The 26,137-nt window shown below is 72.5% G+C and carries 31 protein-coding genes and 1 riboswitch; of the genes, 16 read left to right on the top strand and 15 right to left on the bottom strand.

The genetic code is table 11. The features are described 5' to 3' along the window. Positions 1–89: 89 nt before the first annotated feature. On the bottom strand, positions 90–1,253 hold the full coding sequence (dusB, locus tag ACNAW0_RS13230) for a tRNA dihydrouridine synthase DusB (protein ID WP_416288113.1): 1,164 nt from the start codon (positions 1,251–1,253) through the stop codon (positions 90–92). Positions 1,254–1,430: 177 nt separating this feature from the next. On the opposite strand from dusB, the gene ACNAW0_RS13225 reads away from it, so the two are divergent. Then, positions 1,431–1,712 carry a type IV toxin-antitoxin system AbiEi family antitoxin domain-containing protein gene (locus ACNAW0_RS13225; protein ID WP_416288112.1) on the top strand — a complete coding sequence of 94 codons (282 nt, stop codon included), beginning with the start codon at positions 1,431–1,433 and terminating at the stop codon, positions 1,710–1,712. A gap of 57 nt (positions 1,713–1,769) precedes the next feature. Here the strand turns inward: ACNAW0_RS13225 and tnpB are convergent, their stop codons facing one another. After that, positions 1,770–3,230 carry an IS607 family element RNA-guided endonuclease TnpB gene (gene tnpB / locus ACNAW0_RS13220; RefSeq protein WP_416288111.1) on the bottom strand — a complete coding sequence of 487 codons (1,461 nt, stop codon included), beginning with the start codon at positions 3,228–3,230 and terminating at the stop codon, positions 1,770–1,772. Next, positions 3,227–3,802 (bottom strand): IS607 family transposase, encoded by a 576-nt coding sequence (locus ACNAW0_RS13215; protein ID WP_416288110.1) that lies wholly within the window; start codon positions 3,800–3,802, stop codon positions 3,227–3,229. Before ACNAW0_RS13215 ends, tnpB begins: the two co-directional genes overlap by 4 nt. Positions 3,803–3,931: 129 nt before the next feature. Between ACNAW0_RS13215 and ACNAW0_RS13210 the strand changes: the two genes are divergently transcribed. Further along, on the top strand, positions 3,932–4,567 hold the full coding sequence (locus ACNAW0_RS13210; RefSeq protein WP_416288109.1) for a hypothetical protein: 636 nt from the start codon (positions 3,932–3,934) through the stop codon (positions 4,565–4,567). 52 nt (positions 4,568–4,619) lie between these two features. Here the strand turns inward: ACNAW0_RS13210 and ACNAW0_RS13205 are convergent, their stop codons facing one another. The 3 genes from ACNAW0_RS13205 to ACNAW0_RS13195 all read right to left on the bottom strand — a co-directional run bounded on the left by ACNAW0_RS13205 (position 4,620) and on the right by ACNAW0_RS13195 (position 7,040). Continuing rightward, positions 4,620–5,999 (bottom strand): glycine--tRNA ligase, encoded by a 1,380-nt coding sequence (locus ACNAW0_RS13205; protein WP_416288108.1) that lies wholly within the window; start codon positions 5,997–5,999, stop codon positions 4,620–4,622. A 113-nt stretch (positions 6,000–6,112) separates the two neighbouring features. Continuing rightward, on the bottom strand, positions 6,113–6,673 hold the full coding sequence (locus tag ACNAW0_RS13200) for a hypothetical protein (RefSeq protein WP_416288107.1): 561 nt from the start codon (positions 6,671–6,673) through the stop codon (positions 6,113–6,115). Positions 6,674–6,698: 25 nt separating this feature from the next. Further along, entirely contained in the window at positions 6,699–7,040 is a 342-nt protein-coding gene (locus ACNAW0_RS13195) for an antibiotic biosynthesis monooxygenase family protein (RefSeq protein WP_416288106.1), read from the bottom strand. A 27-nt stretch (positions 7,041–7,067) separates the two neighbouring features. Between ACNAW0_RS13195 and ACNAW0_RS13190 the strand changes: the two genes are divergently transcribed. The 8 genes from ACNAW0_RS13190 (at position 7,068) to ACNAW0_RS13155 (ending at position 11,797) form a co-directional block, all read left to right on the top strand. Beyond that, positions 7,068–7,325 (top strand): DUF6703 family protein, encoded by a 258-nt coding sequence (locus tag ACNAW0_RS13190; RefSeq protein WP_416288105.1) that lies wholly within the window; start codon positions 7,068–7,070, stop codon positions 7,323–7,325. Positions 7,326–7,397: 72 nt separating this feature from the next. Next, positions 7,398–8,351 carry a metal ABC transporter substrate-binding protein gene (locus ACNAW0_RS13185; protein WP_416288104.1) on the top strand — a complete coding sequence of 318 codons (954 nt, stop codon included), beginning with the start codon at positions 7,398–7,400 and terminating at the stop codon, positions 8,349–8,351. A gap of 56 nt (positions 8,352–8,407) precedes the next feature. Further along, on the top strand, positions 8,408–9,169 hold the full coding sequence (locus ACNAW0_RS13180) for a metal ABC transporter ATP-binding protein (protein WP_416288103.1): 762 nt from the start codon (positions 8,408–8,410) through the stop codon (positions 9,167–9,169). Position 9,170: 1 nt separating this feature from the next. Then, positions 9,171–10,043, top strand: a complete 873-nt coding sequence (locus tag ACNAW0_RS13175; RefSeq protein WP_416288102.1) for a metal ABC transporter permease — start codon at positions 9,171–9,173, stop codon at positions 10,041–10,043. Between the two features lie 43 nt (positions 10,044–10,086). After that, the gene (locus ACNAW0_RS13170; protein ID WP_416288101.1) at positions 10,087–10,389 is read left to right on the top strand and encodes an ArsR/SmtB family transcription factor; all 303 of its coding nucleotides are present in this window, start codon (positions 10,087–10,089) and stop codon (positions 10,387–10,389) included. A gap of 70 nt (positions 10,390–10,459) precedes the next feature. After that, positions 10,460–10,852: a Fur family transcriptional regulator gene (locus ACNAW0_RS13165; RefSeq protein WP_416288100.1), complete on the top strand. Its 393-nt coding sequence runs from the start codon at positions 10,460–10,462 to the stop codon at positions 10,850–10,852. Positions 10,853–11,011: 159 nt separating this feature from the next. After that, on the top strand, positions 11,012–11,617 hold the full coding sequence (locus ACNAW0_RS13160) for a hypothetical protein (RefSeq protein ID WP_416288099.1): 606 nt from the start codon (positions 11,012–11,014) through the stop codon (positions 11,615–11,617). 9 nt (positions 11,618–11,626) lie between these two features. Continuing rightward, entirely contained in the window at positions 11,627–11,797 is a 171-nt protein-coding gene (locus ACNAW0_RS13155; protein WP_416288098.1) for a hypothetical protein, read from the top strand. 53 nt (positions 11,798–11,850) lie between these two features. On the opposite strand, the gene ACNAW0_RS13150 is transcribed toward ACNAW0_RS13155, so the two are convergent. The 4 genes from ACNAW0_RS13150 to ACNAW0_RS13135 all read right to left on the bottom strand — a co-directional run bounded on the left by ACNAW0_RS13150 (position 11,851) and on the right by ACNAW0_RS13135 (position 16,295). After that, positions 11,851–13,938, bottom strand: a complete 2,088-nt coding sequence (locus ACNAW0_RS13150) for an acyl-CoA dehydrogenase family protein (RefSeq protein ID WP_416288097.1) — start codon at positions 13,936–13,938, stop codon at positions 11,851–11,853. 111 nt (positions 13,939–14,049) lie between these two features. After that, positions 14,050–14,556 (bottom strand): DUF6328 family protein, encoded by a 507-nt coding sequence (locus ACNAW0_RS13145; RefSeq protein WP_416288096.1) that lies wholly within the window; start codon positions 14,554–14,556, stop codon positions 14,050–14,052. A gap of 139 nt (positions 14,557–14,695) precedes the next feature. Further along, positions 14,696–15,445, bottom strand: coding sequence for a sugar isomerase domain-containing protein (locus ACNAW0_RS13140; protein WP_416288095.1), 750 nt, complete (start codon positions 15,443–15,445; stop codon positions 14,696–14,698). Between the two features lie 25 nt (positions 15,446–15,470). Further along, entirely contained in the window at positions 15,471–16,295 is an 825-nt protein-coding gene (locus ACNAW0_RS13135) for an alpha/beta fold hydrolase (RefSeq protein ID WP_416288094.1), read from the bottom strand. An 89-nt stretch (positions 16,296–16,384) separates the two neighbouring features. After that, a riboswitch (TPP riboswitch) is annotated at positions 16,385–16,491 on the top strand. A 74-nt stretch (positions 16,492–16,565) separates the two neighbouring features. On the opposite strand from ACNAW0_RS13135, the gene ACNAW0_RS13130 reads away from it, so the two are divergent. The 3 genes from ACNAW0_RS13130 (at position 16,566) to ACNAW0_RS13120 (ending at position 19,486) form a co-directional block, all read left to right on the top strand. After that, positions 16,566–17,156 carry an ECF transporter S component gene (locus ACNAW0_RS13130; protein ID WP_416288093.1) on the top strand — a complete coding sequence of 197 codons (591 nt, stop codon included), beginning with the start codon at positions 16,566–16,568 and terminating at the stop codon, positions 17,154–17,156. 99 nt (positions 17,157–17,255) lie between these two features. Continuing rightward, positions 17,256–18,689: an ABC transporter ATP-binding protein gene (locus ACNAW0_RS13125; RefSeq protein ID WP_416288092.1), complete on the top strand. Its 1,434-nt coding sequence runs from the start codon at positions 17,256–17,258 to the stop codon at positions 18,687–18,689. Then, positions 18,686–19,486, top strand: a complete 801-nt coding sequence (locus ACNAW0_RS13120; RefSeq protein ID WP_416288091.1) for an energy-coupling factor transporter transmembrane component T family protein — start codon at positions 18,686–18,688, stop codon at positions 19,484–19,486. The genes ACNAW0_RS13125 and ACNAW0_RS13120 overlap by 4 nt, the downstream gene beginning before the upstream one ends. A 96-nt stretch (positions 19,487–19,582) precedes the next feature. Here the strand turns inward: ACNAW0_RS13120 and ACNAW0_RS13115 are convergent, their stop codons facing one another. Continuing rightward, entirely contained in the window at positions 19,583–19,822 is a 240-nt protein-coding gene (locus ACNAW0_RS13115) for a hypothetical protein (protein WP_416288090.1), read from the bottom strand. A 245-nt stretch (positions 19,823–20,067) separates the two neighbouring features. Here ACNAW0_RS13115 and ACNAW0_RS13110 point away from each other — a divergent pair, with 245 nt between their 5' ends. Together ACNAW0_RS13110 and gndA are read left to right on the top strand one after the other, a co-directional pair. Further along, on the top strand, positions 20,068–20,400 hold the full coding sequence (locus tag ACNAW0_RS13110; protein WP_416288089.1) for an MTH1187 family thiamine-binding protein: 333 nt from the start codon (positions 20,068–20,070) through the stop codon (positions 20,398–20,400). 94 nt (positions 20,401–20,494) lie between these two features. Next, positions 20,495–21,940: an NADP-dependent phosphogluconate dehydrogenase gene (gndA, locus tag ACNAW0_RS13105; RefSeq protein ID WP_416288088.1), complete on the top strand. Its 1,446-nt coding sequence runs from the start codon at positions 20,495–20,497 to the stop codon at positions 21,938–21,940. A 3-nt stretch (positions 21,941–21,943) separates the two neighbouring features. On the opposite strand, the gene ACNAW0_RS13100 is transcribed toward gndA, so the two are convergent. The 3 genes from ACNAW0_RS13100 to recO all read right to left on the bottom strand — a co-directional run bounded on the left by ACNAW0_RS13100 (position 21,944) and on the right by recO (position 23,953). Then, a complete protein-coding gene (locus ACNAW0_RS13100; RefSeq protein ID WP_416288087.1) occupies positions 21,944–22,174 on the bottom strand; it encodes a thioredoxin reductase in 231 nt (76 codons plus the stop codon). A 93-nt stretch (positions 22,175–22,267) separates the two neighbouring features. Then, complete coding sequence (locus ACNAW0_RS13095) at positions 22,268–23,044, bottom strand: isoprenyl transferase (RefSeq protein WP_416288118.1); 777 nt, start codon at positions 23,042–23,044, stop codon at positions 22,268–22,270. A 36-nt stretch (positions 23,045–23,080) separates the two neighbouring features. Then, the gene (gene recO, locus ACNAW0_RS13090) at positions 23,081–23,953 is read right to left on the bottom strand and encodes a DNA repair protein RecO (protein WP_416288086.1); all 873 of its coding nucleotides are present in this window, start codon (positions 23,951–23,953) and stop codon (positions 23,081–23,083) included. Between the two features lie 101 nt (positions 23,954–24,054). On the opposite strand from recO, the gene ACNAW0_RS13085 reads away from it, so the two are divergent. Further along, complete coding sequence (locus tag ACNAW0_RS13085) at positions 24,055–24,822, top strand: DUF4097 family beta strand repeat-containing protein (RefSeq protein WP_416288085.1); 768 nt, start codon at positions 24,055–24,057, stop codon at positions 24,820–24,822. A 120-nt stretch (positions 24,823–24,942) separates the two neighbouring features. Here the strand turns inward: ACNAW0_RS13085 and ACNAW0_RS13080 are convergent, their stop codons facing one another. Next, on the bottom strand, positions 24,943–26,109 hold the full coding sequence (locus tag ACNAW0_RS13080) for an acyltransferase family protein (protein ID WP_416288084.1): 1,167 nt from the start codon (positions 26,107–26,109) through the stop codon (positions 24,943–24,945). Between the last annotated feature and the right edge of the window lie 28 nt (positions 26,110–26,137).

The following is a 26,137-nucleotide window of genomic DNA, read 5'->3' as shown; positions in this document are numbered from 1 at the left end:
CCGGCACCGACACTTTCGGGGAAGTTGCTGCCTCCCGGCGCGGGGAGACAGCAACTTCCCCGAGAAAGTGTGCGGATCGAGGCCGGCGGTCAGCCGCCGGAGTCGTCCAGCTCGGCGCCATCCGGCGGGGTGTCGTCGTCCCGGCTGGCCAGCCAGCCGTCAGGCAGGAACACCTTGCCCGCGGAGTTGGTCCGGCCGCGCGGCTGGCCGAGGGTCTCCACCGGGAACGGCACGGCCGGGTCGAGCTTGCCGAGCAGATCGTCGAGCTGGGCCAAGCCGTCGATCATCGCCAGGGAGCGGCGCAGCTCGCTGCCGATCGGAAAGCCCTTGAGGTACCAGGCGACGTGCTTGCGGAAGTCGGTGCAGCCGTCCCGCTCGCCCCGGGCCGGGTTGCGAGCGCCGGCCACGAACTGGTCGACCAGCAGCTCGGCGTGGCGCCGCATGGTCACCGCCACCTCGCCCAGGGTCGGCAGCCGCCGTTCCGAGCGGCCGTCGAAGGCGGCCTCCAGGTCGGCGAAGAGCCAGGGCCTGCCCAGGCAGCCACGCCCGATCACCACGCCGTCCACCCCGGTGTGGGCGACCATCCGCAGCGCGTCGTCGGCCTCCCAGATGTCGCCGTTGCCGAGCACCGGCACGTCCAGCGCCTGCTTCAGAGTGGCTATGGCGTCCCAGTCGGCCGTGCCCGAGTAGCGCTGCGCGGCCGTACGCCCGTGCAGGGCGACCGCCGCGACGCCCGCGTCCTGGGCAGCGAGCCCGGCCTCGACGTACGTCAGGTGGTCGTCGTCGATGCCCTTGCGCATCTTGACGGTGACCGGCACCCCGGCGGGCGACGCGACGTCCACCGCGGCCTTGACCAGCCGCGCGAAGAGCCGGCGCCGCCACGGCAGGGCCGACCCGCCGCCGCGCCGGGTGACCTTGGGAACCGGGCAGCCGAAGTTCAGGTCGATGTGGTCGGCGAGATCCCGCTCCACCACGATCCGCACCGCGGCGGCGGTGATCTCCGGATCGGTGCCGTAGAGCTGGAGGCTGCGGGGCTGCTCCTCCGGGCCGAAGGCGATCATGCGCAGCGTCTTCGGGTTCCGCTCGACCAGCGCCCTGGTGGTGATCATCTCGCAGACGTAGATGCCGCCGCCCTGCTCACGGCAGAGCCGGCGGAAGCCGACGTTGGTGATCCCCGCCATCGGCGCGAGCACCACCGGCGGCCACACCTGATGCCGCCCGAGGGTCAACGAACGCAGCGCGGGCACGGTCACCGGATAAGTGTAAGGAGGGGCCCCTTATTAACGCCTCCTGCATAGCAGGGGCCCCCTGTTAACAGGGCGCATATCACAACTGGCCGAACCACAGGGCTCCTCCACAAGGCGGCGGGCGGTCCACAGCCGGGGGCCTGGGGCAGGACAAGCCCGGATCGGCGGAGCCAGTCTGCGACCATGATCGACCATTCCCCGCAGTTGGCGGAGGCAGCGGATCGCCAGCAGCAGATCGTCACCCGGGCGCAGCTGCTCGCCGCCGGCTTCGATGACATGTTCCTCTACCGGCAAACCCGCCGAGGGCTTTGGCAACGCGTGCTGCCGGCGACGTACGCCCTGTTCACCGGCACGCTGACCGACGAACAACGACGGATCTCGGCGGCGCTCTACGCCGGCACCGACGCCCAGTTGACCGGCCTGGCCGCACTGTCCTGGTACGGCTTCCGGTACAGCCGTTGCTGACTCCGTAGTCGGATGTCAGCAATCCCAGCCTTTCGGCTGGAAAGGTCCGTAACGGTGTCACCGGAGCGCGGGGTGCGTTTCGGTGTCCTGATGACGGTCTCGCGTTTCCTCCTGCCGTCGATGCGGCAGGGTTGCGCCACCTGCCCGCCCACCCGTGGCCTTGCGGCTGCGGGTGGTGGTGGTGCGGGTCTTACGGTCGGCTCCACGCGGTTTCGGCGCTTGCACGCCCGGGTCTCCGGCCACTCCGGTACCCGTTGTTTCTGCCGCAGCGAGGGCGGCGAGGTTGCGGGCTGCGTTCTCGTCCCGGTCGATAACCAGGTCGCAGGCGTCGCAGCGGAACACTCGCACTTGCAGCGGCAGCTTGGCTTTCACTACGCGGCAGTGCGAGCAGGTCTTGCTGGAGGGATACCAGCGGTCGGCTACTATCCGCCGACCACCGTTCCACGCGGTTTTGTACCCCACCTGCCGGCGGATCTCCCCGAACCCGGCGTCGGCGATCTTGCGGGCGAGGCGTCGGTTGCGGAGCATGCCGGCCACGTTGAGGTCTTCGACCACCACGGTGCCGTACTCGCCGGTGATGCCGGTGGTGAGCTTGTGCAGCCCGTCAGCGCGGAGATTCGCCACCCGATGGTGCACGCGGTTGCGTTCGGCGTTCGCGACCGCCCATCGTCTGGACGGCCGCTGCCCGGTGCGCCGGTCCGGCCCCTGACGGCGGACCACCCGCCGGGACAGCCGTTTGAGGTGCTTGAGCGCGCCGTCGTAGTGCGCCGGGTTCGGCACAAACCGCACCTCCCCGCGGTTGTCGGCGATCACCGCGAGGCATTTCACACCCAGGTCCACACCCGCCACCACATCCGAGCGGGTCGGGGTGCGGTCGGTGGCACGCTGGATCTCGACCTGGAAGGCCACGAACCACCGGCCCCGCTCAAACCTGACCGTGGCCGACAAGATACGGGCGGTGCCGTTGCCGATACGGCGTTCCAGCTTGCGGGTGGACTCGTGGGTACGGATCATCCCGAGCCGCGGCAGCGTCACGTGCCGCCGGTCCGGCTCCAGCCGGATGGCGCCGGTAGTGAACCGGCAAGCCAGCCGCGCATTGTGCTTCGACTTGAGTCGGGGCATACCCACACGCTTGCCCTCACGCTGGCCGCGCTTGGACGTGGCGTAGTTGTCGAACGCCGCCGCCGCGTTCGCCAAACCTGTGCTGTACGCCTCCTTCGAGTTCTCCTCCCACCAGCCGGCGAAACGCGGGTCGGTCTTCTTGACCTCGTTGAACACCTTCCGCAACACCAGCAGCGACCACGGCCGCCACGGCGTCTGCTCCTCCTCGCCGATGCCGTACGAGGCCTCCGCCTTGCGCTGCCACCACGACGCCATCACCCAGGAAACGGCCCAGTTGAAGGCGGCGCGAGCCGCACCACAGTGCGACCGCAGCCGCTGCTCCTGCGTGACGTTCGGATCCAACGCGAAACGGAACGCCTGGACCACGAAACCAGGACGCGGCTCGAACTTCCTCACACCAACGGCTCCCCGCCGGTAGCGGCAGCCAGAGCACGGGCGGCACGGTACTTGCCCGCCCGCTGCCCGTACAGCCGGGCACACATCGACGTCAACACGTCGGCCATGTCCTTGACCAGGTCGTCCGTGGATTCCTCCAGGTCCAGAACCACCAGACGACGCCCGGTCGCAGAAAGCGCGGCTTGCAGGTGCTCCACACCGAACCGGGCCAGCCGGTCCCCGTGCTCGACCACGATCACCGCCACAGTCGGGTCGGCGAGGAGACGATGCAGCTTGCGGCGCTTACCGTTCAGGCCCGAGCCGACCCCAGTCACAATCTCCGCCACGGCCAGGCCCTGGGCGTTCGCCCCCGCCACCACCCGCACGGTCTGCCGGTCCAGGTCACCCTTCTGCTCGCTGCAGGACACGCCGCAGTAGCCGACCACGCGACCGGCCGCAGCCGGGGCCTCTTGCACGATCCACGTACCAGACGGCACCTGACGGACAGGCACCGGCATCTTGCCGTCCTTCACCCACCGCCAAGCGGTCTGATAAGTCACGCCCTGCTCGCGTGCCCAGTCTGACAGCTTCACACCCCCACAGTACATGCAAATGTCCGACTATGACTGCCCATAAAACCCGGATCTGTTGCCAACCCCCGCACTGATGACGTACACCTGATCGTGCCGCATCATGCGCGCCGGAAGTCAGCCGGCCACGCGGTGATCGCACGGGCGCTGGCGCTGGACGCGAAGGCCCGGCCGACGGCCGTCTACCCCGTCTGCTCACCCGCCCGGGCCGTGGTTGATGCCGCCCGGGGCCTGCGCCACCTGCGTCCGGTACGTGCCATCCTCGCCGAGGCCGTGCAGCGCGGCTTCACCGACCTCAGCCTGCTCGATGAGGAGATCCACCGGGCCAGGCGAAGCCGAACGGCGCTGATCCGGAAGGCTTTCTCCGAGGTCGTCGCGGGCACCCGCTCCGCGCCCGAGGCGGAGCTGCGGGACTGCCTGACCGGCAGTCCCGTGCTGCCGGAGGTGCTCTGGAATCCCCGCCTGCTGACCGCAGACGGTCGCACGCTACCCACGCCCGACGGCTACCTGGCAGACGCGGCGGTGGCCCTGGAGGTGGACTCGCAGGAGTACCACTTCAGCCCGGGCGACTGGGCGCGCACGCTGGACCGGCACAACGAGCTGAGTCGACTCGGCGTGCTGATCCTGCATTTCACCCCGGCCCAGATCCGCCGCGAGCCGGCCCGCGCACGACGGACGGTGGAGGACGCGTACGCGGCGCGGCGGGGGCTCGGCGCGGTTGTCGGGGTGCACGCCCAGCCCCGCTCTCAGCACGGATCGGAGTGTTAATAGGGGGCCCCTTCTCTACCGGAGGCGTTAATAAGGGGCCCCTCCTTACACCTCAGCAGCCGGGGAGGCGCTCGATCAGGTAGCGCTCGACCTGGTCCAGGGAGATGCGCTCCTGGGCCATGGTGTCGCGGTTCCGCACGGTCACCGCGTTGTCGTCGAGGGTGTCGAAGTCGACGGTCACGCAGAACGGCGTGCCGATCTCGTCCTGCCGGCGGTAGCGGCGGCCGATCGCCTGCGAGTCGTCGAACTCGACCACCCAGCGCTTACGCAGGTCGGCGGCGAGTTGCCGGGCTTTCGGCGAGAGCGCCTCGTTGCGGGACAGCGGCAGCACCGCCACCTTGACCGGGGCCAGCCGCGGGTCGAAGCGCATGACCGTGCGCTTGTCCACGCCGCCCTTGGTGTTCGGCGCCTCGTCCTCGTCGTACGCCTCGAGCAGGAAGGCGAGCACCGCGCGGGTCAGGCCGGCGGCCGGCTCGATGACGTACGGGATCCAGCGCTCGCCCTTGCTCTGGTCGAAGTACGACAGGTCGACGCCGGAGTGCTTGCCGTGCGTGGACAGGTCGAAGTCGGTGCGGTTGGCGATGCCCTCCAGTTCGGCGAACTCGCTGCCGCCGAACTGGAACCGGTACTCGATGTCGACGGTGCGCTTCGAGTAGTGGGAGAGCTTCTCCTTGGGGTGCTCGTAGAAGCGCAGGTTCTCCTCGGACAGGCCCAGGTCGAGGTACCAGTTCCAGCGCTCCCGCAGCCAGTACTCGTGCCACTCCTCGTCGGTGCCCGGCTCGACGAAGAACTCCATCTCCATCTGCTCGAACTCACGCGTACGGAAGATGAAGTTGCCCGGGGTGATCTCGTTGCGGAACGACTTGCCGGTCTGCGCGATGCCGAACGGCGGCTTCTTGCGGGCGACCGTCTCCACGTTCTTGTAGTTGACGAAGATGCCCTGGGCGGTCTCCGGCCGCAGGTAGTGCAGGCCCTCGTCGCTCTCCACCGGGCCCAGGAAGGTCTTCATCAGGCCGTTGAACATCTTCGGCTCGGTGAAGGTGCCCTTGTTGCCGCAGTTCGGGCAGTTGATCTCGGCCAGCGAGGTCGGCGGGCGGCCGTGCTTGGCCTCGAACGCCTCCTCCAGATGGTCGGAGCGGAACCGCTTGTGGCAGGACTGGCACTCGGTCAGCGGGTCGACGAACTCGGCGATGTGGCCGCTGGCCTCCCAGACCTGGCGGGCCAGGATGACCGCCGAGTCCAGGCCGACGACGTCGTCGCGCTGCTGGACCATGGTCTTCCACCACTGCCGGCGGACGTTCTCCTTCAACTCCACGCCGAGCGGACCGTAGTCCCACGCCGACCGGGTGCCTCCGTAGATCTCGCTGGAGGGGAAGACGAAGCCCCGGCGCTTGGCGAGGCTGACGACGGCGTCGATACGGTCGGCTGGCATGTTTCCTCCTACGCCGGCTGGCGGTCGGCGGGGGCGATGTGAGTGGAACCGGACGGTTCGGGACAACGGTACGACCAGCGTGGTCCCAAGCCCAGCACAATACCGGGGCGCGGTCAGCTCACCCCGCAGACCCTCACGGCGCCCGTCTGCTGGTCGGGCGTCAGGGTCACCGTCTGCCCCTCCCGTTTGCCGCCAGCGAGGGTGACGTCCACCGGCACGGTCAGCGTCTGGTCGTCGACCTCGCCCACCCGGTAGGCGGCGATCTGCGGCTCGGTGGCCACCCGCTGCTCGAACTCGGGCCGGGACTCGCGCCGGCGGGCGTCGGTGCAGAGCTGGTCGTACGCCTTGGACCAGTCCTTGTCGACCAGCGCCCGGTAGTAGTTGTTGGTGACCGTGCGGCCCTGCTCCTTGATGGCCTGGGCGTTGCTCACCGCCAGCCCGATGATGGCCGCGCCACCCCCACCGCAGCAGAGCAGCACGGCGAGCGCGCCTACGCCGAGACCGAGCCAGAGCCGGGTCCGGCCGCCCTCGGTGGGCGGCGCCGCGAACGGCGGGGCGACCCCGGGGCCGGGCGGGGGCTCGGGAAAGCCGGGTCCGGCCGGCGGTCCCGGTACCGGCGGCACGCCGGGCGGCACGGGAGGCGGGGGCGGGGCGGCCGGTCCGGGAGCGGTCATACGCGCCAGGGTAGTGCCCCGGGCATCAGCGGTAAGGACCTGCGGCCCGATCGCTGGCCGCGACCACCACCTCGCCCTGCGGCGCGGCGCTGGCCAATGTCTCGTACGCCGACGGCTCGTCGACCGACCGGGCCAGCAGCGGCACCGCGGTGACCTTGACGTCGAAGCCGCCCAGCGCCCGCCGGTACGCCCCGACCGACTCCCACTCGGTGACCAGGCACCAGTGCGACGGGTCGTCCAACGCCCGCAGCAACTCCCCGCGCAGGTAGCCGGGGCGGGCCGCGAGGGCGGCGAGGGCGGCGTGCGCCCGTTCGGTGAAATCCGACGCGCCGTCGGGGTTCACCAAGAACCGGTTGGTGACCAGCACGGGGTTCCTCCTCGTAAAGTTTGTGAAATGCAGCGTACGCAGAGTCCCGTGCTGGCCCGGCTGGCCCGGCTCAATCCGATGACGGTGTTCCTGGCCACGCTGGCCCTGGTCCTGGTGGGCCTGTTCGTACCGGGTCCGCCGGGCGGCGTGCTGCTGCTGGCGCTGGCCGTGTTGCTGGTGTGGCTGATGTCCGTCACCTGGCCGGTGCAGCGGCCGTCGACCCGGGTGCTGCGGCTGCTCATGCTGACACTGTTGATCGCGGTGGCGCTGGCCAAGCTGCTCTGATCCGGCGCGCCGCGCTGACATGCAATCATGCGTTTTTGACAATCAATTTCGTTATCGCGGACAGTTGGTCACATGAACGTCCGCTCCACCTCACGAATCCTGGCCGCGACCACCGCGGCTCTGCTCACCGTCGGCGGCGTCGCCGCGTGCTCCGACGGGGGCGGCAGCGGAAGCGACCCGGACCGGGCCGACGTGGTGGTCGCCTTCTACCCGCTCCAGTTCCTCGCCGAGCGGGTCGGCGGGGACGCGATCCGGACCACCAACCTGGCCCGGCCGGGCGCCGAGCCGCACGACCTGGAGCTGCAACCGCGCCAGGTCGGCCAGATCGTCGACGCCAAACTGATCGTCTACCTCGCCGGCTTCCAGCCGGCCGTGGACGAGGCGGTGACGCAGAACGGTGGCGACCGGGCGTTCGATGTCGCCGCCGTGCAGCCGCTGCTGGATGCCGCAGCCGGCGGGCACCAGCACGAACACGGAGGCGAGGCCGGGCACGACAGCGAGGGCGAGAGCGGCGGCAAGGATCCGCACGTCTGGCTCGACCCGATCCGGCTGGCCACCATCGGCGACCGGCTCGCCGAGCGGCTCGGCAAGATCGACCCGGACCGGGCCGCCGAGTTCACCGACCGGGCGGCGGCACTGCGCGCCGAGCTGACGAAGCTGGACGCCGACTACGCGCAGGGCCTGCGGACCTGCCAGCGCCGGGAGATCGTGACCAGCCACACCGCGTTCGGCTACCTGACCGCCCGCTACCAGCTCGAACAGGTCGGCATCACCGGCCTCAGCCCCGACGGGGAACCCTCCCCGCAGCGCCTCACCGAGGTGGCACAGGAGGCCCGCAGCCATCAGGCCACCACCATCTTCTTCGAGACACTGGTCAGCCCGAAGGTCGCCGAGACGGTGGCCCGTGCGGTCGGCGCGAAGACAGCCGTACTCGACCCGATCGAGGGCGCGCCGGCCGACGGCGACTACCTGTCGGCGATGCGTACCAACCTCCAAACCCTACGTACCGCCTTGGACTGCTCATGAGCGAGCATCAGCGAACGAATCATCAGCACAGTGCCGGTAAGCCTCATGGCGACGACATGACCGCACCCGCGATCCAGGTCGTGCACGCGGCCGTCGGCTACGACGGCCGGCCGGTGCTGCGGGACGTCTCGCTGACCGTCACCGCCGGCGAGGTGGTCGCCGTGCTCGGTGCCAACGGCTCCGGCAAGTCGACCCTGATCCGCGCCGTGCTCGGCCTGGTGCCGCTCGGCGCCGGGTCGGTCGCCCTCTTCGGCACCACCCAGCGCCGCTTCCGGCAGTGGCACCGCATCGGGTACGTCCCGCAGCGGCTGGGCGCCGGCGGCGGCGTACCGGCCACCGTGCGGGAGGTGGTGGCATCCGGGCGGCTGGCCCGCCGGGGGGTGCTGCGACCGGCGGGACGGGCCGACCGGGAGGCGGTCGCCGCCGCGCTGCGGGCGGTCGGGCTCGCCGACCGGGCCGATGATCCGGTCGCCACCCTCTCCGGCGGCCAGCAGCAGCGCACCCTGATCGCCCGGGCCCTGGCCGGCCAGCCGGAACTGCTGGTGCTCGACGAGCCGACCGCCGGGGTGGACGCGGCCAGCCAGGAGGCATTCGCGGCGGCGCTGCGCGGCTTCGTCGACGGCGGCGGGACGGTGCTGCTGGTCGCGCACGAGCTGGGGCCGCTGCGCCCGCTGATCAGCCGGGCGGTCGTGGTCCATGAGGGCGGGATCGCCCACGACGGCGCGGTGCCGGAACCGGCCGGCCACCACGCGGACCCCGACCACGAGCACGTGCACCCGCACTGCGACGAGGAGCCCGCCGGGCTGTGGAGCATGTGACATGGACCTCTTCCAGTACGACTTCATGCTGCGCGCCCTGGTCGGCGCGCTGGTCATCGGGCTGGCCGCCCCGGCGCTCGGCATCTACCTGGTACAGCGCCGGCTGGCGCTGATCGGCGACGGTATCGGCCACGTGGCGCTCACCGGCGTCGGCGCCGGGCTGCTGCTCAACCGCTCCCCGGTGCTGGTGGCGGTGATCGCGGCGACGCTGGGCGCGATCGCCATCGAACTCGTCCGCTCGCGCGGGCGTACCTCCGGGGATCTGGCCCTGGCGCTGCTCTTCTACGGCGGCATCGCCGGCGGCGTCCTGCTGGTCGGGCTCTCCGGCGCCGGCAGCGCGAAGCTCAACTCGTACCTGTTCGGTTCGCTGATCACCACCTCCCCGGCGGACCTGGTCACCATCCTGGTGCTCGGCGTGGTGGTCCTGGTGGCCATGCTGGCGCTGCGCCCGGCGCTCTTCGCGGTCTGCCACGACGAGGAGTACGCCAGAGTCTCCGGGCTGCCGGTCCGGGCGCTCAACCTGCTCATCGCGGTGGGCACCGCGTGGACGGTGACCATCGCCATGCGGGCGGTCGGGGTGCTGCTGATCAGCGCCCTGATGGTCGTACCGGTGGCCACCGCTCAGCAGGTGACCCGAGGCTTCCGCAGCACCGTGACGGCGGCGATGGCGCTGGGGCTCTTCGCGGCCGGGGCGGGAATCTGGGTGGCCGCCACCGCCGACACCGCGCCGGGCGCGTCGGTGGTGCTGGTGGCCATCGGCTCGTTCCTGGTGGTCGCGCTCGGCGCGGCGGGCTGGCGGGCGCTGCGCCGCCGGTTCCGCCCGGTCGCCGCGCCGGTCGCCGAGCCGCGCGAGCCCGAGGTGGTGCTGCGGTGAGCCCGTACCTGCCGGCACTGCTGGCATTGGTTACCGTTACGGGGTGACCGCCGCACACGGGTACGACGCCTTCGAGGGCGCGGGGGATCTGCTGCGTGCGCTGTCGGCGCCCATCCGGCTGGCGATCGTGAGCGAGCTGGCCCAGGGCGAGCGCTGCGTGCACGAGCTGGTGGAGAAGCTCGGCGCCCCGCAGCCGCTGGTCTCCCAGCACCTGCGGGTGCTGCGCGGCGCGGGCGTGGTCCGCGGCTCCCGGCGCGGCCGGGAGATCGCGTACGCGCTGGTGGACGAGCACGTCGCGCACATCGTGGCGGACGCCGTCAGCCACGCCAGGGAGGGGTCGGCATGAGCGAGCGCAACGAGCGAATCGTCAACCCAGTCCCAGCTCCTGCCGACGCCGACCGCAGGGAGGTATCGGCATGAGCGAGGGAACGTTGCGCAACACGCGGCAGCGGACGGCGGTGAGCGCACTGCTGGCCGAGGCGGAGGGCTTCCACAGCGCGCAGGAACTGCACGCGATGCTGCGCCAGCGGGGCGAGCGGGTCGGGCTGACCACCGTCTACCGGACGTTGCAGGGGCTCGCCGACGCCGGCGAGGTCGACGTGATGCGCCCGCCCGGCGGCGAGCACCTCTACCGGCGGTGCAGCGAGGGACACCACCACCACGTGGTCTGCCGGCGCTGCGGCCGCACGGTGGAGGTGGCCGGGCCGGCGGTGGAGAAATGGGCGGAGCGGGTCGCCGCCGAACACGGGTACGCCGAGGTCAGCCACACCCTGGAGATCTTCGGCACCTGCCCGACCTGCGCCGGCTGAGATTTCCGCCCCTGCGACAACTCCAGCTCGGCTAGCGGCCGTAATTCGGCCTCCGCGCCGCCAGGCGGCACTCCGGACCGAATGAAGGCCGGTCTGTCGCCGCGCCGCGACCTGGAGCCGTCGGTGCCGACGTGGCCGGGCCATGGGACGCTGTGCGACGTGAAGATCTACGCTGATCGTTTTCCGACCGCCCTCCGTCAGCTCCTCACCGATCTGCTCGTGGTCGTCTGGGTGTACGTGGCGATCCGCTTCGCGCTCTGGTTGCACGACATGATCGAGAAACTCGCCGTACCCGGACAGAAGCTGGAGGGGGCCGGCGGCGGCCTCGCCGACAACCTGGCCGATGCCGGCGGCAAGGTCGGCCGGGTGCCGCTGGTGGGCGACGAGCTGACCGCCCCCTTCGCCCGGGCCGCGGAGGCCGCCCGCACGGTCGCCCAGGCCGGCCACGACCAGCAGGAACTCGTCGGCCAACTGGCCCTCGGGCTGGGCATCGCGGTGCTGGTCCTCCCGCTCGGGCTCGTGCTCTTCGGCTGGCTTCCGCTGCGGCTGCGCTGGATGCGCCGGGCCGGCGCGGCGCAGGCCCTGGCCAACGCCCCGGCCGGGCGCGACCTGCTGGCCCTGCGCGCGCTCGCCGGGCAACCGCTCGGGCGGCTGGCCCGGATCGCGCCCGACGTGGCCGAGGCGTGGCGCCGCGGCGACGACACGACCGTCGACGCGCTCGCCGCACTGGAGCTGCGCAGACTCGGCCTGAAGGCCGGCCGGTAGGGTGGGCCGGTGCTGTACTTCCTGATCGTCGTCGCCGTGCTGCTGCTGGTGTACGCGGGCGTCCTGGTGAGCTACGTGCGCAAGGGGCGCAAGATCCCGCCGGCCGCGTACCTGGTGTTGGCCGCGCTGAACGGCATCATCCTGGCCGCGGTACTGGCCTGGGCGGTCGCCGCCCACTGAGTGTTGACCGGGGCCCCCTGCTCCAGCGCAGGCGCTAACAGGGGGCCCTCCTCTCACCGCGGCGGGATGCGGCGGCGGACGTCCTGGGCGGTGGACGGGCCGGGCTGCCAGCGGGCCACCCAGGGACGGTCGGCCGGCGGGGTCACCACGCCCTCCTCCAGCGCGGCGTACCGGCCGGCGAGGATCCGCTTCGCGGCCGCCACGTCCAGCGAATCGGTGTTGGACCAGAGCGCGGTGAAGAGCTCGTCGACTCGCAGCCGGGCCTGCCGGCAGAACAGGTCGGCCAGCTCGACGTTCTCCGGGTGCTCCGCCCGCTCGGCGACGGCCCGTACGCAGACCGCGGACATCGCGAACAGCTCCGCGCCGATGTCCACCACCCGGCCGAGGAACGCCTGCTTGCGCTCCATCTTCCCCTGCCAGCGGGACATCGCGTAGAAGGTGGACCGGGCCAGCTTGCGGGACGCCCTTTCGACGTGCCGCAGGTGACCGGCGAGCGGACCGAACTCCGCGTACGCCCCGGGAGCCTGCCCCTTGCCCACGGCGAGGGTGGGCAGCCACTTCGCGTAGAAGACCCCGGCCCGGGCACCCGCCTTCGCCTTGCGGCCCAGCCCGGCGTCGGGGTCGATGATGTCGCCGGCCACCGACAGGTGCGCGTCGACCGCCTCCCTGGCGATCAGCAGGTGCATGATCTCGGTGGAGCCCTCGAAGATCCGGTTGATCCGCAGGTCGCGCAGGATCTGCTCGACCGCGGCCGGCCGCTCACCCCGGGCCGCGAGGGACTCGGCCGTCTCGTAGCCGCGTCCGCCCCGGATCTGGATCAGCTCGTCGGCGATCTTCCAGGCCATCTCGCTGGCGTAGAGCTTCACCAGCGCCGCCTCGATCCGGATGTCGTTGCGATCGTCGTCGGCGAGCAGGCAGGACAGGTCGAGCATGCTCTCCATGCCGTACGTGGTGGCGGCGATGAACGCCAGCTTCTTGGCGACCGCCTCGTGCTCGCCGACCGGCCGGCCCCACTGGACCCGGTCGGCGGCCCACTCCCGGGCCACGTTCAGCGACCACTTGCCGGCGCCGACGCACATGGCCGGCAGCGAGAGCCGGCCGGTGTTCAGCGTGGTCAAGGCGATCTTGAGCCCCTTGCCCTCGCCGCCGATCACGTTCTCCTTCGGCACGAAGACGTCATGGAACCGGGTGAGGCTGTTCTCCAGGCCGCGCAGGCCGACGAAGGCGTTGCGCCGCTCGACGGTGATGCCCTCGCTGTCGCCCTCCACCACGAAGGCGGTGATGCCGCCGCGCCGCCCCTCGGCGGCCGGCACCCGGGCCATCACCACCAGCAGGGTGGCGACCGTGCCGTTGGTGGCCCACAGCTTCACCCCGTTGAGCCGGTAGCCCGTGCCGTCGTCGGTGGGCTCGGCGGTGGTGGCCAACCGGGCCGGGTCGGAGCCGACGTCCGGCTCGGTGAGCAGGAACGCGGACACCACACCGGCGGCCAGCCGGGGCAGGAAATGCTGCTTCTGCTCGGGCGTGCCGAACATCTTCAGCGGCTGCGGCACGCCGATCGACTGGTGCGCGGAGAGCAACGCGCTGATGGCCGGGTTGACCGAGCCGGCCCGCATCAGCGCCCGGCAGTAGTGCAGGTTGCTCAGCCCGAGGCCGCCGTACCTCCGGTCGATCTTCATGCCGAAGGCGCCCAGCCGGGCCAGCCCGTGGAACACCTCGTCCGGGATGTGCGCGTCGCGCTCGATGGCGGCGCCGTCCACCTCGGAGTCCAGGTACGCCCCGAACGCGCCGAGGAACTCCTCGGCCCGGGCGACGTCGTCGGGGTCGGCGCTCGGCCACGGGTTGATCAGGTCGAGCCGGAACCGGCCGAGGAAGAGCTCCTTGCCGAAGCTGGGCCGATCCCAGGCCGTCTCGCGGGCCGCCTCGGCGACCTGGCGGGCCTCCTTCTCGGAGACCTGGCCGGCCTCGGTGGGCAGCGGCCCCGCCCCGCCCGCCGCGCCGATCGCGGCAGCACCGGCCGGCTGCTCGGCATCGCCAATCGCGGCAACGCCGGCCGACTGCTCCGTGCCGTCGATCGGGGCTACCTGCCCGGTGGGACCGGATGCGCCCGCGGGGTCGGGCCGGCTGTTCTGTGTCGTGGTCACGGCTGCCTCCTGGAGACCTCGGTCCGGCTGCGTCGACGTGCTCGACAAAAACGACGTTACCCGCGGGTGTTACCCAGGGGTAGCCTCCGCCGCGCGTCCGATTTGGCGCGGTCAGTCGCCCGGCAGCACCTGCGATCCGTCGTCCTCGTCGTCGATGTCGCCGTCGCCCCAGTTGCGTCTGGCGGCGAGCGGCAGGATCAACCAGAAGGCCAGGAACCACGCCCCGGCTATCGCGGACAGCACCAGGGCCATCGGCCGGCCCAGCACGAAGTCGGTGATCAGCAGGACCGCGCTGACCATCGCGATCAGCATGAAGGCCAGGCCGCCGATGGCCACCCGGTGCGCGAACCAGACCAGCTCGGGCTTACGACCCCGGCGGAACAGCGCCCGGTGGAAGGCGACCGGCGAGATGATCATCGCGGTGGCTGCGGCGGCGGCCAGCAGCGCGACGATGTAGGTGTCCTTCTGGAAGTTGGTGGTCCGGGTGAAACCGCTGCTGAACGGCAGGGTGAGCAGGAAGGCGAAGAGGATCTGCACGCCGGTCTGCGCCACCCGCAGTTCCTGCAGCAGGTCGGCGAAGTTGCGCTGCCAGCGCTGCTTCTCGGTCTCCTTGGGCACGCGCCACCTCCGTGACGGACGGCAGGCCCCGCCCACCGGCCACACCGGCTGTGCCCGTTCGGACCGGTGCGAAACCGGTTCGGCATGCCGCCCCTCGTTCGCGACTGCGGGGCCCGCAACCCCGGCTCACTCCTCGCGCTCAGGCCCCCCGGCGGATCCGGCCGGCGTAGCGGGCCTCCAGCTCGGCGTTGTGCTCGTCGCCGCCGGTGATGTTCGCCGACAGGTAGACCGGGGGCCGCTCCCCCGCCGCCAGCAGCCGAACCACCACCTCCGCCACAATCTGCTGCGCCAGCAGCGCCGCGGTGATCGAGGAGACCGCACCGACCGCGCCGCCATCGGGCAGCGGCAGGGTGGCGTCGCCGTACGGGGCGCCGTTGTCGAGCGCCACGTCGGCGAAGTCGGCCAGCTTGCGACCCGACGGGTGGCGCGAGGTCATCCGGGCCGAGTGCGCGGCCGACGTGATCGCGATCAGGGCGTGCCCACGCTCCTTGACGATCGACGCGAACTCCACCATCGCCCCGTTCACGCCGGAGTTGGAGGCGAGCACGAAGACATCCTGCGGGCGCACCGGGGCCAGCTCGTAGAGGCGGTGCGCCACGGCGGGCTCGCGTTCCAGCTTCGGGCCGAGCACGTCGGCCGGCTCGCCGCCGTAAAGCACCAGGTCGCGCAGCGCGATCCGGTTGGTGGGCACCAACCCACCGGCCCGGCCGGCGATCTCCATCGCCAGGGCCTCCGAGTGGCCCGTGCCGAAGGCGTGGACCACCCCGTCGGCGCGCAGCGACTCGGCGATCAGGTCGGCCGCCCGGCCCACCCCCTCCCGCTGGCCGGCGGCCACCCGGCCGATCGTCTCGGTCACCACCGCCAGGTACGCCTCGGCGCTCACCGTCATATTTCCTGCTTCCTACTTGTCGCGGTCATCGGGTGACCCGGGCAAGGATCGCCTCGGCCAGCGCGGCGGGCGCCTCGTCCGGGATCCAGTGGGTGACGCCGCACAGCTCGACGAAACGGTAGTCGCCCGTGACGTGGGCCGCGCACGCCTCGGCGGCGGTCCGGCCAATCGCGATGTCCCGGTCGCTCCAGATGAACGTGGTCGGCACGTCGACCGGCCCGACGGCCTTCAGGTCGGCACCCGACATGGCCCGGTACCAGTTCAGCGCGGCGGTCAGCGCGCCCGGCTCGCGCATCGGGTCGGCGTACCGGGCCACCCGCGCGGGGTCGCCCACCCCACCGAGCATCCTTCGCAACGCCGCCGCGCGCAGCGAGAGCAGCACCTTCTCCGCCTTACCGGGCTTGCGGAACAGCGAGATGTAGGCGGAACGGGCCTTCTGCCGCAGGTCGGTGGCGAGCGCGTGCGCCATCGCCGCCGGGTGCGGCACCGACACCGCGGTCAGGGTGCGGAGCCGCTCCGGGTGCACCGCCGCCAGCCCCCACGCCACGATCGCGCCCCAGTCGTGGCCGACCACGTGCGCGTCCTTCACGCCGAGCGCGTCGAGCACGCCGGCCGCGTCCGCCACCAGCTCCGGAATCCGGTACGCCTCGACGGTCGCCGGCCGCGCGCCCGGCGAGTAGCCGCGCTGATCGAGTGCGTAGGTGCGCAGACCGGCGGCGTGCAGCGCCGGCACCACCTCGTCCCACTCGCCGCCGTGCTGCGGGAAGCCGTGCAGCAGCAGGACCGGGATGCCGTCCGCCGGGCCGCCGGGGCGTACCTCGAATGTCAAGCCTCGCGCGTCGACCCGCATGATCGACAGCCTACCGAGCCGGGCGGGCGTCGATCGCCCTGCTGGCCTGGCGGCGGACGGCGATGCTAGCGTCTGCCGGGAAACAACTTCACATCCGACAGGGGAGCGCACAGCGCTGAGAGTGCGGGCCGGTGCCCGCAGACCCTCGAACCTGATCTGGGTAATGCCAGCGCAGGGAGTTCGGTCGATCTCCAGCCGCGCCGCCGTCCGGGGCATCCGGGCGCGGCGTGCGTCTTCTCCTGGTTCGTTCCGCTGAACTGGGAGCAACTCATGACTCAAACCGACAGCAATCGCTGGCGCACCATCGACATCGTCGTCGCGGCCGTGATCGCCGTGGCCTTCGGGGTCATCTTCTGGGCCTGGGGGCTGGTCTGGCGCGCCGCCGACCCGCTCTTCGCCGCCACGCCCGCGGCGCAGGCGATCATGTACGGCGTATGGCTGGTCCCGGCCGTGCTCGGGGGTCTGGTCATCCGTAAGCCGGGTGCGGCCCTGTTCTGCGAGGCCGTCGCCGCGACGATCTCCGCGCTGCTCGGCTCCGAGTGGGGTGGGATCACCGTCGTCCAGGGGCTGATCCAGGGGCTCGGCGCCGAGCTGGCGTTCGCCGCCTTCCGTTACCGCTCGTTCCGGCTGCCGACCTCCGTGCTCGCCGGGGCGCTGACCGGCCTCAGCGCCGCCCTGTTCGACTTCTTCGTCTGGAACGCGACGTACGACCTGACCACCTACCGCATTCCCTACGCGGTCCTCACGGTCGTCAGTTCCGCAGTCGTTGCCGGCGTGGGCGCGTTCTTCCTGACTCGCGCGCTCGCCGGCAGCGGGGTCCTCGACCGCTTCCCCGCCGGCCGCGAACGCGCCGCTGTCTGACCACCCACCGCCAGCCGCGTTGATCATGAAGTTGTTGTCACCCGGCGCGGAGTGTCGCGACAACAACTTCATGATCGCCGGACGAGAGGGGGTGGAGCGGTGAGTGCGGTGGTGTTGCGGGGGTTTGGGTGGCGGCATGCGGGGCGGAAGCGGTGGGCGGTGCGCGGGGTGGACCTGCGCGTCGAGGCCGGGGAGCGGGTGCTGCTGCTGGGGGCGTCCGGAGCGGGGAAGAGCACCCTGCTCGCGGCGCTCGCCGGGCTGCTGCCCGAGGACTCCGGTGAGCAGGAAGGCACCATCGAGGTCGACGGGCTCGACCCGCGCAAGGCCCGGGAACGGGTCGGCGTCGTCTTCCAGGACCCGGAGACCCAGTTGGTGATGGCCCGCTGCGGCGACGACGTCGCGTTCGGGCTGGAGAACCGGGGCGTACCCGCCGAGGAGATCTGGCCCCGGGTGGACGAGGCGCTGCGCCGAGTCGGCTTCCCGTACCACCGGGACCGGGCCACCGCGGCGCTCTCCGGCGGCGAGCAGCAGCGACTCGCCCTGGCCGGGGCGCTCGCCCTGCGGCCCGGGCTGCTGCTGCTCGACGAGCCGACCGCCAATCTCGACCCGGTCGGCGCCGCGCTGATCCGGCAGGCCGTCCGGGACGCCCTCGACGCCGACACCACGCTGATCCTGGTCGAGCATCGGATCGCCGAGGCGTTGCCACTGGTCGACCGGGTGGTCGTAGTGGAGGCCGGTGGCGGGGTGCGAGCCGACGGGCCACCCGAGGCGGTCTTCGCCGCGCACGGCGACGCGCTCGCCGCCGAGGGGGTGTGGGTGCCGGGTCATCCGATGTCGCGCCGGCCCGCGGCCGGCCCGGCCGGGGCGCCGCTGATCACCGCCGACCGGCTCGGCCTGCCGCCCCGGCTGGCCCCCACCGACCTTCGGGTACGCGCCGGCGAGGCGCTCGCCGTCCTCGGCCCGAACGGGGCCGGCAAGTCCACCCTGGCCCTGCTCCTCGGCGGCCTGCTCCGCCCCGGCACCGGTACGGTCACCGCCACCGCCGAGCTGGCCGGGCGGGACACCGGCACTCCCCCGCACCGCTGGCGGGCCCCGGCCCTGGCCCGGCGGATCGGCTCGGTCTTCCAGGACCCGGAGCACCAGTTCGTCACCAGCACCGTCTTCGACGAGTTGGCGCTCGGTCCACGCCGGACCGGCCAGCCCGAGGCGGCGGTACGGCCCACCGTGGACGCGCTGCTGGAGCGGCTCCGGCTGGCCCGGCTGGCCGGCGCCAACCCGTACACCCTCTCGGGCGGGGAGGCACGGCGGCTGAGCGTGGCGACCGCCCTGGCCACCGCGCCGCGCCTGCTGATCTGCGACGAACCCACCTTCGGCCAGGACCGGCGGACCTGGCTGGAGCTGGTCGACCTCCTCGCCGACCTGCGCGATGCCGGGCATGGAGTGGTGGCAGTCACCCACGACCCGGACTTCGTCGCCGCGCTGGCCGACCGCACGGTGACCCTGGCGCGGCCCGTCACCGGGGAGCGGCCGTGATCGGGGTGGAACCGGTGGCCGTGCCCGGGGCGCCGCTGGCCCGGCGCAATCCCGTGGCGAAGCTGGCCGCCGCGCTGGTCTTCTCGTTCATGCTGATCGCCACCCTGGATCCGGTGGCCCCGGCGATCGCCATCGCGATCGAACTGGCGGTGCTGCCGCTGTTCGGCGTCCGCTACCGGGTGCTGTCCCGGCGGGCCTGGCCGTTGCTGGCCAGCGCCGGCGGCATCCTGGTCACCCTGGTGCTGTTCGCCGCCGACCGCTCCGGGCGGGTGCTGGTCGAGGCCGGCCCGGTCCTGGTCACCGAGGGGGTGCTGGTCACCGCGCTGGGGCTGGTGCTGCGCATGCTCGCGGTGGCGCTGCCCGGGATCGTCGTCTTCGCCACCACCGACGCCACCGACCTGGCCGACGCGCTGATCCAGAACGCCAAGGCACCGGCTCGGTTCGCCATCGGCGCGCTGGCCGCGTTCCGGCTGGTGCCGTTGCTCGAGCAGGAGTGGCGGATGATCAGCATGGCTCGACGGGCCCGGGGCGTGGACGCCGGCCGGAACCCGGTTCGCAAGCTACGGCTCTTCGTGTCGACGGCGTTCGCCCTGCTGGTCGGGGCGATCCGGCGGGGTACCCGGCTGGCGGTCGCCATGGACGCCCGCGGCTTCGACGCCGGCACGCCGCGTACGCTCGCCCGCCGGCAGCATTTCACCAGGGCGGACGGCCTGCTGGTGGCCGGTGCGGCGGTCCTGGCCGGCGCGGCGCTGGCGGTCAGCATCGTGCTCGGCACCTTCCGCCCCCTGATCGGCTGACCCGCGCTGCCAGCCGCGACTCGGGTTGCGGCAGGTTGGGGCATCCTCGCGGTGGGATCCCCCGGATCGCCGCAACCCGAGTCGATCAACCGCCGGTCAGCTGCGCCGGAAGGCGTAGAACCGGGTCTGGCCGGCGCGCTGGCCGCGCCCGGCGAGGCGGGCATCGCGACCGGTCGACGGCGGACCGGCCTTCGGCGGTGTCGCCCCGGACGCCACCGGTACGGCCACCGGCTTGACGACCGGCGCCACGGCGAGCGTGTCGAGATCCGTCGGGGTCACGTCCACCAGTGACGGCGACGGCTTACGGGACTTCTTCGGACTGCGCTTGGCGGGCATACGCGGGCCTCCTGACTGTCGAGCGCGCCGGGCACGGCGCGGCAAGCGGGCGGGCTCCGGCGGGTCCGACCACGACAGACACCGCGAGCGATGGCGGCGAGGAGGTATGCGGACGCCCGGAGCGGGACGGGTCGCGCCGCACACAGCGGCGGACCGGGCTCGGTGGAAGGGCGTCAGTTACGCATGCCAGCAGGCTAACCGGCGAGCCGCGCCGGCGCACCCGAATTGCTGGCACGATCGGCGGCATGCTCATCGCATTCTCGATCACCCCGCTCGGCGTGGGTGAGTCCGTGGGCGACCCGGTCGCCGACGCCGTCCGGGTGGTCCGCGAGTCCGGCCTGCCCAACCGGACCGACGCCATGTTCACCACCGTCGAGGGCGAGTGGGACGAGGTGATGGCGGTGGTGAAGCGGGCCGTCGACACCGTCGCCGCCCAGGCACCCCGGGTCAGCCTGGTACTCAAGGCCGACGTGCGTCCCGGGGTCACCGACGCGATGACCGGGAAGGTCGCCCGCGTCGAGGCCCGACTGGCCGAGGGCGCGGGACCGACCGCCACGATGCCACCCAACCAGGAGTGACCCCTCCGCGACCGGGCGTCGGCGTCCCCGCCCGCGCCCCGACCGGCCGCGATACGGTCGCAGCACGGGCAGCCGACGGAAGGTGGCGGTACGCATGGCAGCAGCGCGGGCGACGGCACAGATCGGCGTGACCGGCCTGGGGGTGATGGGCCGCAACCTGGCCCGGAACCTGGCCCGCAACGGCTTCACCGTGGCGGTGCACAACCGCTCGCCCGAACGCACCCGCAGTCTGATCGCCGAGCACGGCGGCGAGGGCACCTTCGCGCCGTCGGAGTCCATGGCCGACTTCGTCGCCACGCTGGAGCGCCCCCGCGCGGTGATCGTGATGGTGAAGGCGGGCGGCCCCACCGACGCGGTGATCGACGAGCTGGTGCCGCTGCTGGAGGCGGGAGACATCGTCGTCGACTGCGGCAACGCCCACTTCACCGACACCCGCCGGCGGGAGGAGGCGCTGCGCGGGCACGGGCTGCACTTCGTCGGCACCGGCGTCTCCGGCGGCGAGGAGGGCGCGCTGCACGGCCCGAGCATCATGCCCGGCGGCTCGGACGAGTCCTACCGCAAGCTCGGCCCGATCTTCGAGAAGATCGCCGCGCAGGTGGAGGGCGTCCCGTGCTGCCGGCACATCGGACCGGACGGCGCCGGCCACTTCGTCAAGATGGTCCACAACGGCATCGAGTACGCCGACATGCAGCTCATCGCGGAGGCGTACGACCTGCTGCGGGCGGGCCTGTCGGCGAGCCCGGCGGAGGTCGCGGAGATCTTCCGGGAGTGGAACGGCGGGGAGTTGGAGTCGTTCCTCATCGAGATCACCGCTGACGTGCTGGCACACACCGACGCGGCCACCGGCCGGCCCTTCGTCGACGTGGTGCTCGACCAGGCCGAGCAGAAGGGCACCGGCCGGTGGACCGTGCAGAGCGCGCTGGACCTGGGCATCCCGATCACCGGTATCGCCGAGGCCACCTTCGCCCGGTCGCTGTCCGGCCACGCCGACCAGCGCGCCGCCGCCCGCCGCGCCTTCGCCGACGCGGGCGAGAAGTGGCAGGTGGACGACCGGGAGACCTTCGTCGAGGACGTCCGGCGCGCCTTGCTGGCCAGCAAGATTGTCGCGTACGCGCAGGGCTTCGACCACATCCGGGCCGGCAGCCGGGCGTATGACTGGGGCATCGACCTGGGCGGCACGGCCACCATCTGGCGGGGTGGCTGCATCATCCGGGCCCGGTTCCTGGACCGGATCCGCCAGGCGTACGACACCGAGCCGGACCTGCCGACGCTGCTGATGGCCCCGTGGTTCGCCGACCGGGTTGGTGCCGGGGTCCCCTCCTGGCGGCGGGTGGTGGCCGACGCGGCCCGGGCGGGCGTGCCGGCGCCGGCCTTCGCCTCGTCGCTGGCCTACTTCGACGGGCTGCGCGCGGAGCGGCTGCCGGCCGCGCTGATCCAGGGCCTGCGGGACGACTTCGGGGCGCACACCTACCGGCGGGTCGACCGGGAGGGTTCGTTCCACACCCGCTGGGCGGCAGACCGCACCGAAGTGGTGGCCTGACGCTCACCAGGCCCGTTCGGTGGCGTCCGGTGGCGTGGGCGCCCAGCCGGTGGCCGGTTCACCCTGGGCCAGCTCGGCGATCTCACCGGAGCGGACGGCGGGTGTGTGCCCGAGCTCGGCGCAGAACCGCTCGGCGACGCCGGCGCAGACGTCCGCCACCCGTTCGCGTTGCGCGGCGTCGACCAGGTCCGCGCCGGCCAGCGCGGCCGTCATCTCGTACCGGAGATCCCGCATGCCCACCCCCGTGGCCGGGCGCGACCCGGGCGGCGCGCCCTCGCGCCGATGGTATGCGCTGCGGCCGCGCCGCCCGCCGGAAACGCGTGACCGCTACGTCGTCGGGGCCACCGGGTTGGGCAGCGCGCCGCCGAAGCGACGGTCCCGCTGGGCGTAGAGCTCGCAGGCGTACCAGAGGTGGCGGCGGTCGAAGTCCGGCCAGAGCGTGTCGAGGAAGACCAGCTCGGCGTACGCGCTCTGCCAGAGCAGGAAGTTGGAGGTGCGCTGCTCGCCGGAGGGGCGCAGGAAGAGGTCCACCTCGGGGACCTCCGGGTGGTAGAGGTACTTCCCGATGGTCTTCTCGTTGACCCTGCCCGGATCGAGCCGGCCGGCGGCCACGTCGCGGGCGATCGCGGCGGCGGCGTCGGCGATCTCCGCCTGGCCGCCGTAGTTGACGCAGAACTGCAGCGTCAGCGTCGAGTTGCCCCGGGACATCTCCTCGGCGGTCTGCAGCTCGGAGATCACGCTCTTCCAGAGTCGCCCGACCCGGCCGGACCAGACCACCCGGACGCCCAGGTCGACGAGCTGGTCCCGGCGTCGGCGGATGACGTCCCGGTTGAAGCCCATCAGGAAGCGGACCTCCTCCGGCGAGCGCCGCCAGTTCTCGGTGGAGAAGGCGTACGCCGACAGGTAGGGGATGCCGAGCTCGATCGCGCCCTCGATGGTGTCGAAGAGGCTGTACTCGCCCTGCTCGTGGCCCTTGGTCCGGGGCAGCCCGCGCTCCTTGGCCCAGCGGCCGTTGCCGTCCATCACCACGGCGATGTGCTTCGGCAGCACCTCGGCCGGCAGGAGCGGCGGACGGGCGCCGGACGGGTGCGGAGTCGGTGGCACCGGCTCCCGCCGGGCGGCCCTCGTCGATCGGATCACTTACGCATTCTCCCTGTTCACGCCAGCGGCGGCGGGCCCGGCGCCGGCGCGCGGCGGGACCACACCCGGCCCCGCGCCGCCAGGCGGCGGGACCGTGCCGGACGCCGAGGCACCCCGGTCGACCAGCGGCAGCGAGCGTAGCGCGCGCTCCAGGTGCCACTGGAGGTGCGCCGCGACCAGGCCGCTGCACTCCCGGCGTACGCCGGTCTCGGTGGCGTCCGCGTACGCCCAGTCGCCGGTGGTCAGCGCGGACATCAGGTCGACGGAGGCCGGGGCGGGGTGGGCGGCGCCGGGCGGCCGACAGTCCGGGCAGACCGTGCCCCCCGCCGGTACGGAGAACGCCCGGTGCTTCCCGGGTGTGCCGCAGACCGCGCAGGCGGTGAGCGCGGGCGCCCAGCCGGCCAGCGCCATCCCGCGCAGCAGGTAGGCGTCGAGCACCAGGGTGGTGGCGTGCTCGCCCCGGGCCAGGGACTTCAGCGCCCCGAGGGTGAGCTGGAACAACCGCAGCGACGGCTCCCGCTCGACCGGGGTGAGCCGCTCGGCGGTCTCGGCGATCGCGCTGGCCGCCGTGTAGCGGGGGTAGTCGCCGAGGAACCGCTTGCCGTAGAGGTCGATCCCCTCGACCTGGCTGACGGTGTGCAGCGAGCTGCCCAGGTTGCCCTTGGGGTCGCCGGCGAGTTGGAGGTCGACGTGCCCGAACGGCTCCAGCCGGGCGCCGAACCGGCTGGTGGTGCGCCGGACGCCCCGGGCCACCGCGCGCAGCCGGCCGTGCCGGCGGGTGAGCAGGGTGATGATCCGGTCGGACTCGCCCAGCTTCTGCACGCGCAGCACCACCGCGTCGTCGCGGTAGAGCTGTCGGCGGTACCCGGCCACCCGGTCATTCTCCCTCGGGGTGCGATCTCAGGGTCGGTTCGGGGTCGATCGGCGGTCGAACCCGGATGTGCGGCCCGAAGGCCGGCCGTACCGTGCTGGCCATGGCTCAGCACCGAACCGCCGCCGCGGCCGCGGCCACCCTGATCCTGCTGTCCGGGTGTGACACCCTGTCGTTCCGCGAGCTGGACTATGACAACACCGAGGCGGTGCGGATCACCCGGATCACCGTACGGCCCGGCTCGGGCGACGTGACGGTGCGCGGATCCGGATCCGCCGACGTACGGATCAAGCGGGTGGTCCGCTACCAGGGCGGGCAACCCGACACCCGGTACCGGATCAACGGCGACGAGCTGGTGCTGGACACCGGCTGCGGCAACCGCTGCGGCATCTCCTGGGAGGTTACCGTCCCCGAGGGCGTGACGGTACGCGGCGAGACCGGCTCCGGGGACATCGTGCTGAGCCAGGTCGGCGCGGTGGACGTCAAGCTGAGCTCGGGCGACGTCAGCGTGACCGGAGCGCGCGGCGACGTCCGCGCCGAGACCAGCTCCGGGAACATCGCGGTGGTCGACGCGACCGGCGCGGTCCGGCTGCGCGCTTCCTCCGGCCGGGTCGAGGCGCGGCGGCTGGCCGCCGGGGTGGACGCGAAAACCTCCTCGGGAGACGTGACCGTCGAGCTGGACCAGCCGGCCTCGGCCCGGGTGCGCGCCGGCAGCGGCAACGTGCGGCTGGCCGTGCCGGACGGCCGGTACCGGGTGCGGACCAACACCGGCTCGGGCGAGGCCACCGTGGGGGTGGCCAACGACCCGAGCGCCACCCTGCTGCTGGACGTCAGCACCGGCAGCGGCGACGTCGAGATCAGCCAACGCTGATGTCCGGGGCACGCCGGCGACGTCCCGCAGGGTTGTGGGTGGTCGCCGCCCCCTTGGACCGCCCGGAGCAGCCGGGGCCGAGGCCGGATCTTCCGGCGAGGGGACGCCGGCGCCGACGGATCAGCCGGCAGTGGCCTCGGTGTCCGCCCGCTCGGCCGCGCCGCGCGGAGCCGGCACCTTGCCGGATCCGGCGGGGCGATCCGCCCGCGCGCCGACCAGCTCGGTCTCCGCGCCGGCGGGCGCGGGGCTGGCCGGGGCGGCCGCCGCCCGCTCGGCCAGGACCCGCCGGGTCCGGCCGGGGAGCAGCTCCGGCGTACGCCGGGCCGCCACGTCCTCGACCCAGCCGACCAGCAGGGTGACCACGCCGACCAGCGCGAACACCAGCACCACCCGGATCGCCAGGCCGATCGGGTCGCGCGGGGCCCAGCCGACCAGACCGACCAGCGGGGTGAGCACCACCACGAACGACATGTGCCACAGGTAGACGGTCAGCGCGCGCCGGTTGAGCACGGTGACCGCCCGGCTCAGCACCGGGATGCGGTCGACCCAGGCCGCCTCGGCCGGGGCCCGGCCGATCGCCACCAGGATGAACGCGGCCGACCAGAGGGCGTTGCCCACGTGGATGTCGTTCAGGTCGTAGCCGCGCGTGCCGGCGTGGGTGAAGATCCAGCCCAGACCGGCGGCGCCGAGGGCGAGCGCGGTGGGCACCAGCACCCGGTTGCGGAGCCGGCGGAGCATGCCGTCGTGGTGGGCGAACCCGAGCAGCCAGGCGCCGAAGTAGAGACCGAACTCGCGCAGCACGGTCGGCGCGTCCGGGTAGACGCCCACCTCGATCAGCAGGAGCAGCGCGTACGGGGCGAGGAGGGTGGGCAGCGGCGCCCGGCGGAACAGCCACAGCACGAGCGGCGAGGCCAGCACGAACCACAGGTAGTCCCGGAGGTACCAGATGGGGCTCAGGGCCAGCGCACCCCAGTGGTTGGCCGGTGGGTCGCTGACCGGGAAGAGCCACAGCAGCACCTTCGGGGTGAGCGGCAGCCCGGTGAGCAGCATGGCCGGCACGAAGATCGCGGCGAGCACCCACACCGACGGCAGCAGGCGACGCAGCCGGCGCAGCACGGCCGGCGCGCCAGTCCGGTCGAGCGAGGCGGCCATCAGCGAGCCGGCGAGCGCGAACATCACCGACATCGCCGGGAAGATCAGCGTCAGGGCCGCCGATCCGACGACGTGGTAGACGACGACTCGCACGATGGCCAGAAAACGGAGCAGGTCCAGGTATCGGTTTCGCATCAGCCTGCAGCTATGTCCGGGGGCAAGG

The organism is Micromonospora sp. SL1-18 (assembly GCF_047921505.1).
In the GTDB taxonomy this organism is placed as follows: Bacteria; Actinomycetota; Actinomycetes; order Mycobacteriales; family Micromonosporaceae; genus Micromonospora.
This window is presented reverse-complemented; position numbering and strand designations above follow the sequence as displayed.